Here is a 15,034-nt window from a genome sequence, read left to right as displayed (position 1 = left end):
TTCCCGCCGCGCCGCGGCGCTGCGTGCGATGGTGTACGCACGGCCCGGGTCACCAGGGCGTGGTGGTGTAGACGACGGCGCCGCCGTAGTGGGGCGAGGAATGGCACGCGAGCCCGACCGTCGCGCTCTCGCGCTGACGTTCTCCGGCCCGGCCGGCCAACTGGAGGTAGCACTCGAGCATTTGCGGGATGCCGTGCATACGCCCGTTGCCCAGCGCACCCCCGCCCGAGAGCACGGGCAGCCCACCGGGAGCGTCGCTGTCGATGCCGCCGTCCTGGACGAAGCGGTGCGCTTCGCCGAGCGGACAGAAGCCAAGGGCCTCAAGCCAGAACAGAACGAAGGGGGAGAACCCGTCGTACACCTGCGGAAGATCGACGTCGCCGGGCCCGACGCCTGTGTGCCTCCACAGCTGACGGGCCACCTCAGCGCCGCCGGCCATGATGTCGTCCAGAGGCCAGTGCAAGGGCAGCCGCCGCGGGACGGTCCCGCTGCTCGCGTAACCGGCGACATAGACCGGCTTGTTCGGCAGGTCGCGGGCACGCGCGGCCGAGGTGAGCACGAAGGCCGCTACACCGTCCACCGGGATGTCGCAGTCGTACCGGCACACCGGATCGTTGATCACGGCTGCCGCGAGGTATTCCTCCGTTGTCAACGGCCGCTTGTGCCAGTACGACCACGGGATCCTCGCCCCGTTCTTGCGCGCCTCGACCACCACCGCCGCCAGCGCCTCCCGATCGGCGCCGTACCGCTGGAGATACTCGTTGGCGGGCAGCGCGATCATCGGTAACGGGCCGAAGAAGCCCTGCGGCGCGGTCCATTGCTGGAGCCCGCGTGCCTCGCGCATCGAGTTGTCGTGGTAGCGCCCGGGCGGGTTGTGCAGGGCACGGTGCAGCAGGACGTAGTCCGCGGCGCCGCTCGCGATGGCGTTGACCGCCAGGGCGACGGACCCGGGGATCTGGCCGATGCCCTGGAAGCCCGCGACGTAGCGGGGTGTGACGTCCAGCCGCTCGGCCAGCCAGTTGGCGGACACCGTACTGACGCCGTCCACGACGGCGTGGGCTCCCGCGGTGGGGAACAAGGCGGCGGTGACGAACCCGTCGACGCTCCCGGGCCGCAGTCCGGCGTCGGCGATCGCCTCGCGGGCAACGTCGACGGCGAGCGCGCCCAGCGGGCGTTCCGCGTGCCGCCGGAGGACGCTGTGCGCGTACCCGACGATCGCGACCTGGCGGCCGGCTTCGAACTGCGGGCTCATGTGTCACCCCCGAGTACGAAGGCGGGAACGGCGATGCCGGGAGCCGCGTCCTCGAACGCCACGGTCACCCGGTAGCCGACGTGCAGGGCGGCGTCCGGCCCATCGAGGAGCCTGCCGATCATGCGCAGGCCGGACTGCTCGACCAACTCGACGTCGACGAGCACGAACGGCACATCGGCGGCGAAACCGGGAAGGGAAGACTGACGGACGACCGTCCAGGAGCGCACCGCGCCCCGGCCGCTCACCGGCTCGAACACGAACGCCGGATCGGTCGTCCGGCAGTGCGGGCACGTCTGGTCCGGAGGGACGGCGAACGCTCCGCACACGGAGCAGCGCGCGATGGCGAGAACGTGCCGGGCCGCGGCCTCCCAGTAGGGCGCGGAGAGCTCATCGGGCACCGGCACCGGGCGGGCGACCGTCACGGGATCACCCCCGCGTCCTTCAGCTCGGCGATCCGCTCCCACGTGAAGCCGAGTTCCACCAGGACCGCCTCGGTGTGCTCGCCATGTTCCGGCGCCCGGCGCAGCGCGGGCGGCCGCTCGTCGAACTGCACCGGCACGGTCGGCAGCCGATACGACGAGCCGTCCTCCAACTCGACCTCGCCGACGTAGCCATTGGCCAGCACCTGGGGGTCGCTCAGCAGTTCCTCGACGGCCTGCACGGGCGCCCACGGCGCGTCGATACGGGACAGGAGGTCCTTCCACTCGTCGAACGTCCGGAGGGCGAACTCCGCCTCGAGCTCGGCGACGCACGCCTCGCGGTTCTCGCCGCGCGCCCGCAGGTCGGCGAAGCGTGGGTCGCCGATCAGGTCGTCGCGTCCGATGAGTCGACAGAACTCCGGCCAATAGCGGTCCGACTCCAGGAATACGAGCTGGATGTGCCGCCCGTCCTTCGTGCGGTACGCGCCGACGACCGGATTGACCGCACCGCCGCGCCCGGAGACGCCGCGCGGCTTCCCTCCCGCCAGCGCGGCGAGCACATCCGACGAGAGCGTCCACATCGCCGTGGCGAGGAGCGAGACGTCCACGACCGAGCCCAGGCCGGTGCGTTCGCGCCGCAGCAGAGCGGAGGAGATGCCGAACGCCAGGGCCATCGCACCGTTGCGGTCGCCCATCGCGCCGCGCTGGCTGATGGGGTGGTCGCGTTCCGGCGGCGTCAGGACGTGGGCCATGCCGCCCTGCGCCCAGAAAGCGGAGGAGTCGTAGCCGGCGCGGTCCGCACCAGGCCCGCGCACCCCGAAGCCGTGCCCGCGCGCATACACCAGACGGGGGAAACGGCGGGCCAGTTCCTCGGCATCGAGGCCGAGGCGGCGCAGCGCGGCCGGCCGGAAGCTGGTGAGGAACACGTCCGCGGTGTCGAGGAGCCGGTCGAGCAGGCGAGGCCCTTCGTCGCTGCGCAGGTCCAGGGCGACGGACCGCTTGCCGCGGTTGGCGAGGGCGACCGAAAGGTTGGTGCCCGTGCTGTCGCTGCCGATGCCCTGGGTGGACAGGCCGCGGTACGGGTCGCCCTCTGGGCGTTCGACCCGGATGACGTCCGCACCCCAATCGGCGAGGAGCGCACCCGCGACGGGGACAAACACCCACTGCGCCAGTTCGACCACGCGTACACCGTCGAATGCGTCGTTGCCCACCAAGCACCTCCCGTACGCCGCACCGCGCTGACTCGGTGACGCCGCCAGGCTAGAGTTTCGCTGCCGCTTTTGGGAAGGCTTCTTTCGAAATTTGCAGAGCGCCATTCTCGTATCTGCGAAGGCCCACTCCGTACATGCGCCCGCCTCCGCGACGGCATACGGGCATGCCAACGCCCCAAAGCCATGTGTGGTCTGCATCGGCTGGCGTGGGAACTTGGTGTGGTCGGCGCGAAAACCTGGTCATGCACTCGCCCTGCACCAGGAGCTCGAGGACACCGGGCTCGGCAGTCTCATCGGGGTCATGGGACCGCCGGGCCGCCACCATCTGGGCAGCGCGGTGCGCGCCGCCGTAACCCCCCGGCGGCTTCACGCGGATGGTCCAATTGGAATGCTGGCCGACCCGCATGGCCGAGCTCGCCGTCGCCCGACGTTGCGCAGAGCGTGATCAGGCAGTGCCGGCTGGCTGTTGAGCTCTCACGGAGAGCGCGGCACCGATCGCGCGGCCGTGCTCGTCCGGGTCGTCATCGGGACGTTGGCCGCTGTGGTGAAGGGCACATTGCCATGCTGGAGGCGGGGGAGTCGTGATTACTTTGGCGCGGCGGCTCGGGCACTCCTCGGCGACTGTCACGCTCGGTTACTATGCTCACTTCATGCCGGATGCCGGATGCCGGATGCCGGATGCGGGATGCCGGAGACCGAAAGCATGGGGCGCACCGCCATCGACGGGCTGCTCGGAAGGGAGGGGTATCGGCATGCCAGTCGAAACTCCCCAGATTCTCCCCAGGGCTGATCGTGGCCGGTTCCCTGGTCGCACCCGTTTGGGGCTAACCGTGGATTATAAGGAAAAAGAGCCGTGGAGCCTGGGATAATGCTGAGGGAGGTCGCTGTAACCCGCTACATCGCGCCCCTGAGGTCCGGCGGCTCCGTGCCCGGAGTCGTGGAGGCGGACGACCTCGGCACCTACGTCGTCAAGTTCACCGGCTCGGCCCAGGGCCGGAAGGCTCTGGTCGCCGAGGTCATCGTCGGCGAGCTGGCCCGGAGGCTCGGGCTGCGCGTCCCGGAGCTGGTGCGGGCGCACTTCGACCCTGCCGTCGCCCGGGACGAGCCGCACCGGGAGGTCCAGGACCTGCTGCGCGCCAGCGCCGGGCTGAACCTGGGCATGGACCTCCTGCCGGGCGCGAAGGACTTCACGCCCGAGGCGGCCAGGTCGCTGACCGTGGACCCGCTGGAGGCCGGCAAGGTGGTCTGGCTCGACGCCCTGACCGTCAATGTCGACCGCACCGTGCACAGCTCCAACCTGATGACCTGGCCGACGTTCGGGACGCGCGAGCCCAAGCTGTGGTTGATCGACCACGGCGCCGCCCTCGTCTTCCACCACCGTTGGGACTCCGCGGCCGCCTCCGTCGACAAGGCGTACGACTTCCGGCAGCACGCCCTCGGCGTGTACGGTCCGGACACGGCCGCCGCGGACGCCGAGCTGGCGCCCCGCGTGACCCTCGACCTGCTCCGGGAGGTCGCCGCCCTGGTGCCGGACGAATGGCTGGAGGCCGAGCCCGGCTTCGCCGGTCCCGACGAGAAGCGTGAGGCCTACGTCACGTATCTCGCCGCCCGCGCCAAGACCTCGCACGCCTGGCTCCCCACGGACTTCCCCACCCGCGAGCAGCTCGCCGCCGAGGACGCCGCCCGCGCCGCGGCCACCGAGGCGGGCCGTCCTCAGTGGCTGAAGCGGGTCCCGGATCTGCACGGCAAACCGGCGGCCGAACAGGACTGGTCCGTGCACTTCGAAAGAAAGAGCTGAACCGTTGACGTCGTCGTCATCATCGTCATCCCCGGAGTCATCCCAGGACGCATCATCGGACACCAAGTCACCCGCTGACACGGGATCATCCGCGAACACGGGATCATCCGCGAACACGGGATCATCCGCGAACACGGGATCATCCGCGAATACTGGATCACCGGCGGCCACCGGCCACCGGGTCCAGATCGAGTACTGCACCCAGTGCCGCTGGCTGCCGCGAGCTGCCTGGCTGGCCCAGGAGCTCCTGACCACCTTCGAGACCGAGCTGACCGAACTCGCCCTCAAGCCGGGCACGGGGGGCGTCTTCGTGGTGCGGGTCGACGACGAGGTGATCTGGGACCGCCGCGAGCAGGGCTTCCCCGAACCGACGGCCGTGAAGCGCCTGGTCCGCGACCGAGTGGCACCGGACAAGAGCCTGGGCCACTCGGAGCGCTGAGCGGGCGGTGGTTCAGCCGGTGAGCTGCTCGTACGCCGGCAGGGTCAGGAAGTCCGCGTAGTCCTCGTCGAGCGCGACCTTCAGGAGGAGGTCGTGGGCCTGCTGCCACTTGCCGGCCGCGAAGGTCTCCTCGCCGAGTTCCGCGCGGATCGCGGCGATCTCCTCGGCGGCGACCTTGCGTGCCAGCTCCGGCGTGGCGCGCTCGCCGTTCTCGAAGACGACGCCCGCGTTGATCCACTGCCAGATCTGGGAGCGGGAGATCTCGGCGGTGGCGGCGTCCTCCATGAGGTTGAAGATCGCGACCGCGCCGAGGCCGCGCAGCCAGGCCTCGATGTAGCGGATGCCGACCTGGACGGCGTTGACGAGACCGGCGTACGTCGGCTTCGCGTCGAGCGAGTCGATGGCGATCAGGTCGGCGGCCTTGACATCCACATCCTCGCGAAGGCGGTCCTTCTGGTTCGGCCGGTCGCCCAGGACGGCGTCGAAGGAGGCCATCGCGATCGGGACCAGGTCCGGGTGCGCGACCCAGGAGCCGTCGAAGCCGTCGTTCGCCTCGCGGTCCTTGTCGGCCTTGACCTTCTCGAAGGCGACCTTGTTGACCTCCTCGTCCCTGCGGGACGGGATGAAGGCCGCCATGCCGCCGATGGCGTGCGCCCCGCGCTTGTGGCAGGTGCGGACGAGGAGTTCGGTGTACGCGCGCATGAACGGGGCCGTCATCGTCACCGCGTTGCGGTCCGGAAGCACGAACTTCGCGCCGCCGTCACGGAAGTTCTTGACGATCGAGAAGAGGTAGTCCCAGCGGCCCGCGTTCAGCCCGGAGGCGTGGTCGCGCAGCTCGTAGAGGATCTCCTCCATCTCGTACGCCGCCGTGATGGTCTCGATCAGGACGGTCGCGCGAACGGTGCCCTGCGGGATGCCGACGTAGTCCTGCGCGAAGACGAAGACGTCGTTCCAGAGGCGGGCCTCCAGGTGCGACTCCGTCTTGGGGAGGTAGAAGTACGGGCCCTTGCCCAGGTCGAGCAGGCGCTGGGCGTTGTGGAAGAAATAGAGGCCGAAGTCGACCAGCGCGCCCGGCACCGCGCGGCCGCTCTCGTCCTTCAGATGGCGCTCGTCGAGGTGCCAGCCACGCGGGCGCATGACGACGGTTGCCAGCTCCTCGTTGGGCTTCAGCTTGTACGACTTGCCGGTGCTCTCGTCCGTGAAGTCGATGCGGCGCTCGTAGGCGTCGGTGAGGTTGAGCTGGCCGAGGACCACGTTCTCCCAGGTGGGGGCCGATGCGTCCTCGAAGTCCGCAAGCCAGATCTTCGCGCCCGAGTTGAGGGCGTTGATGGTCATCTTGCGGTCGGTGGGGCCCGTGATCTCGACGCGGCGGTCGTCGAGCGCTGCCGGAGACGGGGCGACCTTCCAGGAATCGTCCTCACGGATCGCGGACGTCTCCGGGAGGAAGTCGAGCGTGGAGGTGCGGGCGATCTCGGCGCGGCGCTCGGCGCGGCGGGCGAGCAACTCGTCGCGCCGGGGGGTGAACCGGCGGTGCAGCTCCGCCACGAAGGCGAGCGCCGCGTCGGTGAGGACCTCCTCCTGCCGGGGCAGGGGCTCGGCGTCGACGATGGCCAGCGGGGACGGCGCTGGTGCGGACATGAGCTGTCACTTCCTTCAGCGAACGGGAGCTGCCGGGTTCGGGGTTCACGGGCGTCGGACGGTGCCGCCCGGCCGCTCCGCCGCGTGGCGCCTCCATGGTGCGCACGGAACGGCAGAGCGTGCCAGGGCTGCGGTGGACGGCCGGGTGGGCCGGGCCGGCGTGTGTCGCGGCCTGCAGAAGTGGATACTAGTTTCCTCATTGTGGAAGTTCAATCGTTTGTTGATGTCGAGAGTCTTCTCATCGACATAGCGCGGCCCTGATCGACGTCATGTGGCTCTCATCGTCGTCATGTGGCCCTCATCGCTGTCACGTGGCGCCGTCACTCCAGGCGCGCCAAGTCGGCCACCGTGTCGATGTCGTACGGCTCTGCGACATCCCCGCACTCGACCAGCGTGATCGCGTCCTTGTGCGCCTGCAGATAGGCGCGCGCCCCACGGTCTCCCGCCGCGCTCGCCGCGATTCCGGCCCAGTGGTCGGAGCCGAACAGCACGGGATGGCCGCGTTTCCCGCCGTACGCGGCGGCCGCCAGCGTGGCGGGCGACTCGTACGCGGCCAGCACCCGCGCCACTGCCTCCGGGCCGATCCCCGGCTGGTCGACGAGCGAGACGAGCGCTGCCGGCGCGCCCGTCCCGGCGAGGGAGGCGAGCCCCACCCGCAGTGAGGAGCCCATGCCCTGCTCCCACTGCGGGTTTTCGACCAGTACGCAATCGGTCAACTCCGCACGTTCCCGGACCGCCTCGGCCTGCGCGCCCAGTACGACGTGCACGCGCGTGCAGCCGCCTTCGCGGAGCACGCGCGCCGCGTGCTCGACCAGTAGGCGGCCGCGGCGTTCGAGCAGCGCCTTGGGGCGTCCGCCCAGCCGTCGGCCGCCGCCTGCAGCCAGCAGCAGGCCGCCGATATCGCTGCCCCAGGTGGTGTCGATGGTCTCAGTGGTGTCAATGGTCTCAATGGAGTCGCCGGTGTCGTTGGAGTCGCCGGGGTCGATGGAGTCATGGGTGTCGTTGGAGTCGCCGGGGTCGATGGAGTCATTGGTGTCGGTGGTGTAGATGGTCCCAGTGGCCCCAATGATCCCCGCCGTCTCGATCGTCCAGGTGGTCTCGATTGTTTCCCGTCGCCGCGTCATGCCCCCTGCATATCGCAGCCGTGTACCCATAAGTCCCTTCGGATTCCGTCTATGTGGTGGCGCCCACCGCTCGGGTGGCGGTTTACTGGCCCGCGTCCCCCGGCGTCCGACCATCGCCCAGGGGTGACGAGGCAGAAACGCGCACAAGGACGTGCGAGGGGGGAGAGCCGTGTTGCGGAGCGTGGGGCAGAGGCCATTGACCGGCAGCGACGAGGACCCGCGGGTGATGGAGTTACGTACCGCCGTGTCCCGGCTGCGGCGCGAACTCGCCGCGCATCCGGCCGAGTTCCCGGACCGTGGGATCGCCGAGGAGGAACTGGCGGCCCTGGCAGCGATGGCCGTGAGCGGCGTCCCGGAAACCCCGCGGCTGCGCCGCTCGTTGCTGCTGATCGCGGGCGCGATCGGCTCGGTGAGCGCGCTGGCGGCGGGCCTTGCGGAGGTCCGCAACGCGGTGGACCTGTTCGGCGAGCCGCGGAGGCCGCGGAGGTGACCGTGCCTCGGCGCCCGGCCTGAGGCCGGTGGTTGGGCACCTCATGTGCCGGTCGGGCCCCAAGGGCCCACGCGCTCAGTTCGCCGGCCCGGAACTCGCCAACGCCTCCGACAGCTCCGCCGCCACCTGCTGAAGGACAGGCACGATGTTCTCCGTCGCCGCGTCCGTGAGGCGCCCTGCCGGGCCCGAGATGGAGATCGCCGCCGCGGTGGGGGAGTCGGGGACGGACACCGCGAGGCAGCGGACGCCGATCTCCTGTTCGTTGTCGTCGACGGCGTAGCCGAGGCGGCGGACCTCTTCGAGCGCGTCGAGAAAGCCCTCGGGCGTGATGATCGTCTTCTCGGTCGCAGCGGGCATCCCGGTGCGGGCGAGCAGTGCACGCACCTCGTCCGCCGGGATGTCGGCGAGCAGCGCCTTGCCGACACCCGTCGAGTGCGGCAGCACCCGGCGGCCGACCTCGGTGAACATCCGCATCGAGTGCTTCGACGGCACCTGCGCCACGTACACGATCTCGTCGCCGTCGAGCAGCGCCATGTTCGCCGTCTCGCCGGTCGCCTCGACCAGGCGTGCGAGATAGGGGCGGGCCCAGGTGCCGAGGAGCCGCGAAGCGGACTCGCCGAGGCGGATCAGCCGGGGGCCGAGCGCATAGCGGCGGTTGGGCTGCTGGCGGACGTATCCGCAGGCGACCAGCGTGCGCATGAGACGGTGGATCGTGGGCAGCGGCAGCCCGCTGCTGGCGGAGAGCTCGCTCAACCCGACCTCGCCGCCCGCGTCCGCCATCCGTTCGAGCAGATCGAAGGCGCGCTCGAGGGACTGGACACCACCGCTGGAGGCTTGGGCTTTGGAGGCGTCGGTGGTGCTGGCGCTGGACGTCGGCACGGCGCAGTCCTTTCACGGGCGGGAGGGCAGCAGCCTACCCGGCGGTTTCCCGCCCTCCTGAGTCACGGAAGTCTAATTTCACTTGGTGGAAACGTCGAGGGTGGTTTCATGGGCTCGGGTGCGGGATCGTGGCGGCTCACCGCCGCACGGTGTGGTCTTGACGTGCCCGTACCGGAAGTGAAGACTCCTTCAACAGAACGTTGAATTTGGCGGATGGGCGAGAGGGGCTCGGGTGTCCGACGTCGAACTGGTTGTGCGCTCGACGCGCGTCGTCACCCCCGGAGGGACGAGCGCCGCCTCGGTCGCCGTCGCCGACGGCGAGATCACGGCAGTCCTGGCGTACGACGCCGACGTGCCCGCCGGTGCCCTGCTCGAGGACCTCGGCGACGACGTGCTGCTCCCCGGCCTCGTCGACACCCACGTCCACGTCAACGACCCCGGCCGCACCGAGTGGGAGGGCTTCTGGACCGCCACCCGCGCCGCGGCCGCCGGCGGCATCACGACGATCGTCGACATGCCCCTCAACTCCCTGCCGCCGACCACGACGACCGAGAACCTCCGTACGAAGCAGGAGGTCGCCCGGACCAAGGCGCACATCGACATCGGCTTCTGGGGCGGCGCGCTGCCGGACAACGTCAAGGATCTGCGGCCGCTGCACGACGCCGGAGTCTTCGGCTTCAAGGCCTTCCTCTCGCCCTCCGGTGTCGACGAGTTCCCCGAGCTCGACCAGGAGCAGCTCGGACGGTCGCTCGCCGAGATCGCTGGGTTCGGCGGTCTGCTGATCGTGCACGCCGAGGACCCGCACCAGCTCGCCGCCGCCCCGCAGCAGGGCGGCGAGAAGTACGCGGACTTCCTCGCGTCCCGCCCCAAGGACGCCGAGAACACCGCCATCGAGAACCTCATCGCACAGGCGAAGCGGCTCCACGCGCGCGTGCACGTACTGCACCTGTCGTCCGGGGATGCCCTGCCACTGATCGCCGCCGCCAGGAGCGAGGGCGTACGCGTCACCGTCGAGTCCTGTCCGCACTTCCTCACCCTCACCGCCGAGGAAGTCCCCGATGGCGCAACCGAGTTCAAGTGCTGCCCGCCCATACGCGAGGCGTCCAACCAGGACGCTCTCTGGGCGGGCCTCGCCGACGGCACGATCGACTGCATCGTCTCCGACCACTCCCCGTCCACCAAGGACCTCAAGACGGACGACTTCGCCACCGCCTGGGGCGGCATCTCCTCGCTCCAGCTTGGCCTCCCGGCCATCTGGACGGAGGCCCGTCGGCGCGGGCACACGCTCGAGGACGTCGTCCGCTGGATGGCGACGGCTCCGGCGGAGCTGGCCGGGCTCTCCCGGAAGGGCGCCATCGAAGCGGGCCGCGACGCGGACTTCGCCGTCCTCGCGCCCGATGAGACCTTCACCGTCGACCCCGCCGAGCTCCACCACCGCAACCAGGTCACGGCGTACGCGGGCAGGACCCTGCACGGTGTCGTCAAGTCGACATGGCTGCGGGGCGAACGGATCCTGGCCGACGGCGACTTCAGCGAGCCGAGAGGACAGCTTCTGACACGGCACCCGTAACGCATCGGCCGCCAGTGCCCTGCTCATCGGGGCACGCGTCCGTACCCCCGCATGCCTCGCGCCCGCGGCCTGGATCGGGGGTTCCCGGTCGGGCCGGGGGTTCCTGGACGAGTCGGGGACTCTGTCCCGGGTTTGGTGGTCCCGAACGGATCGGGGCTCCTGGCCGGATCGGGGGCTCCCGAACGGATCGGGGCTCCTGGTCCGGATCGGGGGCTCTCGCCCGGATCGGGGGCTCTCGCCCGGATGGGGGCATCCTGGCTCGGATCTCTCGCCCGGATGGGGGATCCTGGTCCGGATCGGTGGCTCGCGGCCCGGATCGGCGGTTCCCGCCCGGATCGGCCGTTCCCGCCCGAATTCGGCGGTGGCCGCCCGGATCGGCCCCGGGCATCCGCAGCCGGTGGCACGGCACCTGCCCCGGCACCCCCTGGCCAACCGGCCGGCACCTGGAAAGGAAGACCTGATCACCGTGACGGCGATTCCCCGCTTCACCGGCGACGCCAGCCCCTACGGCGGCGGCGACCCGTATGCCGACTACCGCACCGCCGACTTCCCGTTCGTGCGGTACGCCAATCTCGCGGACCGCCGGCTCGGCGCCGGAGTGATCGCCGCAAACGACGAGTTCTTCGCCCAGCGCGAGAATCTGCTGGTGCCCGAGCGCGCCGAGTTCGACCCGGAGCGCTTCGGGCACAAGGGCAAGATCATGGACGGCTGGGAGACCCGCCGCCGCCGTGGCGCCTCCGCCGAGCATCCCTGGCCGACCGGCGACGACCACGACTGGGCCCTGGTGCGCCTGGGCGCGCCCGGCATCGTCCGCGGCATCGTCGTCGACACCGCGCACTTCCGCGGCAACTATCCGGCGGCCGTCTCGGTGGAGGCCGTGTCCGTGCCCGGTGCTCCCTCGCCGGACGACCTCCTCTCCGGCGATGTGAAGTGGACGCCGCTCGTGCCGCGTACGGCCGTCGGCGGTCACGCGGCCAACGGATTCGCCGTGGACGTGGAGCAGGTGTTCACGCATCTGCGGGTCAACCAGCACCCCGACGGCGGCATCGCACGCCTGCGCGTGTACGGCGAGGTAGTGCCCGATCCTCGGTGGCTGGCGGCCCTCGGCACGTTCGACGTCGTCGCGCTGGAGAACGGCGGCCAGGCCGAGGACGCGTCGAACCTCTTCTACTCGCCGGCCACCAACACCATCCAGCCCGGCCGCGCGCGGGCGATGCACGAGTGCTGGGAGACCCGCCGCCGCCGCGACCAGGGGCACGACTGGATCCGGTACCGGCTGGCCGCCCAGTCCGAGATCCGCACGATCGAGATCGACACGGCGTATCTCAAGGGGAACGCGGCGGGGTGGGCCTCGGTGGCGGTGAAGGACGGCGAGAACGGCGACTGGACGGAGGTCCTGCCGCGCACCCGCCTCCAGCCCGACACCAACCACCGCTTCGTCCTGGACACCCCGGTCGTCGGCACGCACGCGCGCGTGGACATCTTCCCGGACGGAGGGATCTCGCGGCTGCGGTTGTACGGGTCGCCGACGGAGGAGGGGGCGGCGCGGCTGCGGGCCCGCCACAGGGAGCTCGGGGGCTGAGGGTTTTCTCTCCCCCACCCCACCTTTCCCGAAAGCAGGGGGTCAGCCCCCTGCTCCCGCGGTCCTCAAGCTCCCCCAGCTAACGCTGGGAGGTGCCCCCAGACGGGCTGAAAAATCAGCCCGTCCGGGACCCGACGGCAGGCTCTTCTCCACGAACGTGGGACAGGCCTCGCTTACGCCGGGTGGGTGGCGCCGTGCGCGGCGATGAGTTCCACGCGCGCGTGGAGTCGAAAAGGTGACAGTGCACGCGTGCGGGGCTCAGCACCGGTGCCCCGGGCAGAGAGAGGCAGGCACCCGACATGAAGATCACCCTCACTCAGTTCCTCACGCTCGACGGCGTCGTCCAGGCCCCGGGCGGTCCCGACGAGGACCGCAGCGGCGGCTTCGAGCACGGCGGATGGACCGTCCCGTACTGGGACGAGGACTCCGGCGCGTTCATCGACGAAGTCTTCGAACGGGTGGACGCCTTCCTCCTGGGGCGCCGGACGTACGACATCTTCGCGGCCTACTGGCCGAAGATCACCGACCCGGCCGACCCGGTCGCGTCCCGGCTGAACAACCTGCCCAAGTACGTCGCCTCGACCACCCTCGAGAAGGCCGACTGGCACGGCACTACCGTCATCGGCGAGGACCTCGTCAAGCAGGTCACCGCTCTCAAACAGCAGCCGGGCCGGGAACTGCAGATCCACGGCAGCAGGACCCTCGCCCAGTCGCTCATGGCCCACGACCTGATCGACACCGTTCACCTGCTCACGTTCCCCGTCGTCCTGGGCACGGGCCGCCGCCTCTTCGCGGACGGAGCGGTGCCGACGGCGTTCCGCCTCACCACGTCCCGCACCACGGGCAAGGGCGTGACCATCCACTCGTACGACCTCGAGGGCCGGCCGACGTACGGCTCCTACGACCTGGAAGGAAATGTGTAGCTGCCACGAAGCCGCACCGGTACGGTGATCGCCGCGTGTGTGAGCCGACGATGTCTCCTCCCGCGAGACCCCTCAGATACCGCCTGAGACATCGCCGCTCCCCGAAGGGCCCCGCACGTGTCCTCGATCGCCGTCCCCGCCGTACTCGCCCCGCGCCGCCGCGCCTGGCTCACCGACCTCCCGGTACTCCTCGTGGCCGTGGTGTGGGGCGCGAGCTACCTCTCCGCAAAGGACATCACCACCCAGGAGACGGTTCTCGCCGTTCTGGTGCTGCGCTTCGGCATCGTCCTGCCGGTCCTCGTGGTCACGGGCCGGCGGGCACTGCGCGCGCTGAGCGCCGCACAGTGGCGCGGTGCCGGGCTGCTCGGGCTCATCCTGAGTGGCATCTTCCTGCTGGAGACGTACGGCGTCGTGCACACCTCGGCGACGAACGCCGGTCTCATCATCAGCCTCACCATGATCTTCACGCCGCTTGCCGAAGCGGTCGTGACAAGGACTCTCCCCTCGCGCGGTTTCCTCGCCGCTGCCGGGCTCTCCGTGCTCGGAGTCGTACTCCTCACCCAGAGCGGCGGATTCACCAGCCCCTCGTCCGGTGACCTGCTGATGCTGCTCGCGGCACTCGTCCGTACCGTCCATGTGCTGGCCATGGCCCGCAACAAGTCGATCCGGGGCGCGGACGCCCTGCCGCTGACGACCGTCCAGCTCGGCACCGCGGTCGCGGTCTTCGCCCTGCTCGCGGCCTCGCCGGGAGCAGGCGCGACGCCCTGGGCCGCGGCGGCCGGCTTCGGGGCGCGGGAATGGGCCGGACTGCTCTTCCTCTCGGCCTGCTGCACCCTCTTCGCCTTCTTCGTGCAGATGTGGGCGGTCCGCAGGACGTCGCCGTCACGGGTGAGCCTGCTGCTCGGCACCGAGCCGCTGTGGGCGGCCGCGGCCGGCATCCTCATCGGAGGTGAACGCCTGGGGCCGGCAGGGCTGTTGGGGGCGGCGCTGGTGCTCGCAGGCACGTCGTGGGGGCGACGCACCACTGGTTGACGATGTTGGCCGAAAGTGCATTCCATGGCCGCCGCTGCCGGTTAACTCCCGGAAAATTTCCCTGACTTGACGTTGACACGTCAGGCTCTACGCGCGTCACACTGTTCCCATGCGAATCCCCCCACGAATCCTCAGCGTCACTGCTCTCGCCGCCGCGCTGTTCATCGGCGGCCCGGCCACCGTGTCCGCCACCGCGGCGCCCGCCCCGTCGACCGCCTCAGTCTCCGCCGGGTTCTCGGCCGCCGCGGTCGGGGACATCTGCTACTCCGACCTGCCGTCCCAGGCCTACGACACGCTCGAACTGATCGAGCAGGGCGGCCCGTTCCCGTACACGCAGGACGGCACCGTCTTCCAGAACAGGGAAGGCATCCTGCCCTCCCAGTCCACCGGCTACTACCACGAGTACACCGTCATCACCCCTGGCTCGAGCACCCGCGGCGCCCGTCGCATCGTGACCGGTGAGGAGTACCAGGAGGACTACTACACCGCCGACCACTACGCGTCCTTCGACCTGATCGACTACGGCTGCTAGCTCCCGGGCCCGGGCCCCTGGCCCCTGGCCATTGGCTCCCGGCCATGGCCACTGGCTACGGGCCCTGGCCATTGGCTCGGGGCCTCTGGCCCTAGCCCTTAGCCCCTCGGGCCTTCCAAGGCGCGCACAGGATCCTCGCCCCGCG

14 protein-coding genes are annotated in these 15,034 nt (G+C 70.4%); 8 read left to right on the top strand and 6 right to left on the bottom strand.

Annotation, left to right across the window (positions count from 1 at the left end; genetic code table 11):
• Nucleotides 1-49 precede the first annotated feature (49 nt).
• The 3 genes from H1D24_RS36310 to H1D24_RS36300 are packed head-to-tail and all read right to left on the bottom strand — an operon-like array spanning nt 50 to nt 2,882.
• Complete coding sequence (locus H1D24_RS36310) at nt 50-1,252, bottom strand: thiolase family protein (protein WP_181661987.1); 1,203 nt, start codon at nt 1,250-1,252, stop codon at nt 50-52.
• Nucleotides 1,249-1,674, bottom strand: coding sequence for a Zn-ribbon domain-containing OB-fold protein (locus H1D24_RS36305; RefSeq protein ID WP_220137629.1), 426 nt, complete (start codon nt 1,672-1,674; stop codon nt 1,249-1,251). Before H1D24_RS36305 ends, H1D24_RS36310 begins: the two co-directional genes overlap by 4 nt.
• Nucleotides 1,671-2,882: a CaiB/BaiF CoA transferase family protein gene (locus H1D24_RS36300; protein ID WP_181661986.1), complete on the bottom strand. Its 1,212-nt coding sequence runs from the start codon at nt 2,880-2,882 to the stop codon at nt 1,671-1,673. Before H1D24_RS36300 ends, H1D24_RS36305 begins: the two co-directional genes overlap by 4 nt.
• An 868-nt stretch (nt 2,883-3,750) precedes the next feature.
• Here H1D24_RS36300 and H1D24_RS36295 point away from each other — a divergent pair.
• Both H1D24_RS36295 and H1D24_RS36290 read left to right on the top strand, forming a co-directional pair.
• Complete coding sequence (locus H1D24_RS36295) at nt 3,751-4,680, top strand: HipA family kinase (protein WP_181662017.1); 930 nt, start codon at nt 3,751-3,753, stop codon at nt 4,678-4,680.
• 187 nt (nt 4,681-4,867) lie between these two features.
• Entirely contained in the window at nt 4,868-5,119 is a 252-nt protein-coding gene (locus tag H1D24_RS36290) for an Rdx family protein (protein WP_181662016.1), read from the top strand.
• Nucleotides 5,120-5,131: 12 nt separating this feature from the next.
• On the opposite strand, the gene aceB is transcribed toward H1D24_RS36290, so the two are convergent.
• Nucleotides 5,132-6,757, bottom strand: coding sequence for a malate synthase A (gene aceB, locus H1D24_RS36285; protein ID WP_181661985.1), 1,626 nt, complete (start codon nt 6,755-6,757; stop codon nt 5,132-5,134).
• A gap of 320 nt (nt 6,758-7,077) precedes the next feature.
• The gene (locus H1D24_RS36280) at nt 7,078-7,680 is read right to left on the bottom strand and encodes a nucleotidyltransferase family protein (RefSeq protein ID WP_309484577.1); all 603 of its coding nucleotides are present in this window, start codon (nt 7,678-7,680) and stop codon (nt 7,078-7,080) included.
• A 397-nt stretch (nt 7,681-8,077) separates the two neighbouring features.
• Here H1D24_RS36280 and H1D24_RS36275 point away from each other — a divergent pair, with 397 nt between their 5' ends.
• Nucleotides 8,078-8,371, top strand: coding sequence for a DUF5955 family protein (locus H1D24_RS36275; protein ID WP_181662015.1), 294 nt, complete (start codon nt 8,078-8,080; stop codon nt 8,369-8,371).
• 75 nt (nt 8,372-8,446) lie between these two features.
• Here the strand turns inward: H1D24_RS36275 and H1D24_RS36270 are convergent, their stop codons facing one another.
• Nucleotides 8,447-9,250: an IclR family transcriptional regulator gene (locus H1D24_RS36270; RefSeq protein ID WP_181661983.1), complete on the bottom strand. Its 804-nt coding sequence runs from the start codon at nt 9,248-9,250 to the stop codon at nt 8,447-8,449.
• Nucleotides 9,251-9,482: 232 nt separating this feature from the next.
• On the opposite strand from H1D24_RS36270, the gene allB reads away from it, so the two are divergent.
• From allB to H1D24_RS36245, 5 genes are all read left to right on the top strand, one after another.
• Nucleotides 9,483-10,820 (top strand): allantoinase AllB, encoded by a 1,338-nt coding sequence (allB, locus tag H1D24_RS36265; RefSeq protein WP_181661982.1) that lies wholly within the window; start codon nt 9,483-9,485, stop codon nt 10,818-10,820.
• A 466-nt stretch (nt 10,821-11,286) separates the two neighbouring features.
• A complete protein-coding gene (gene alc, locus H1D24_RS36260) occupies nt 11,287-12,402 on the top strand; it encodes an allantoicase (protein ID WP_181661981.1) in 1,116 nt (371 codons plus the stop codon).
• Nucleotides 12,403-12,701: 299 nt separating this feature from the next.
• Complete coding sequence (locus H1D24_RS36255; RefSeq protein WP_181661980.1) at nt 12,702-13,325, top strand: dihydrofolate reductase family protein; 624 nt, start codon at nt 12,702-12,704, stop codon at nt 13,323-13,325.
• A 117-nt stretch (nt 13,326-13,442) separates the two neighbouring features.
• On the top strand, nt 13,443-14,357 hold the full coding sequence (locus H1D24_RS36250) for a DMT family transporter (protein WP_181661979.1): 915 nt from the start codon (nt 13,443-13,445) through the stop codon (nt 14,355-14,357).
• Between the two features lie 109 nt (nt 14,358-14,466).
• Nucleotides 14,467-14,889, top strand: coding sequence for a guanyl-specific ribonuclease (locus tag H1D24_RS36245; protein ID WP_181661978.1), 423 nt, complete (start codon nt 14,467-14,469; stop codon nt 14,887-14,889).
• The last annotated feature ends 145 nt before the right edge of the window (nt 14,890-15,034 follow it).

This window comes from Streptomyces himalayensis subsp. himalayensis (genome assembly GCF_013778455.1).
Lineage (GTDB): Bacteria > Actinomycetota > Actinomycetes > Streptomycetales > Streptomycetaceae > Streptomyces > Streptomyces himalayensis.
The sequence above is the reverse complement of the archived record's forward strand: the minus strand, read 5'-3'. Positions and strand labels throughout refer to the sequence as shown.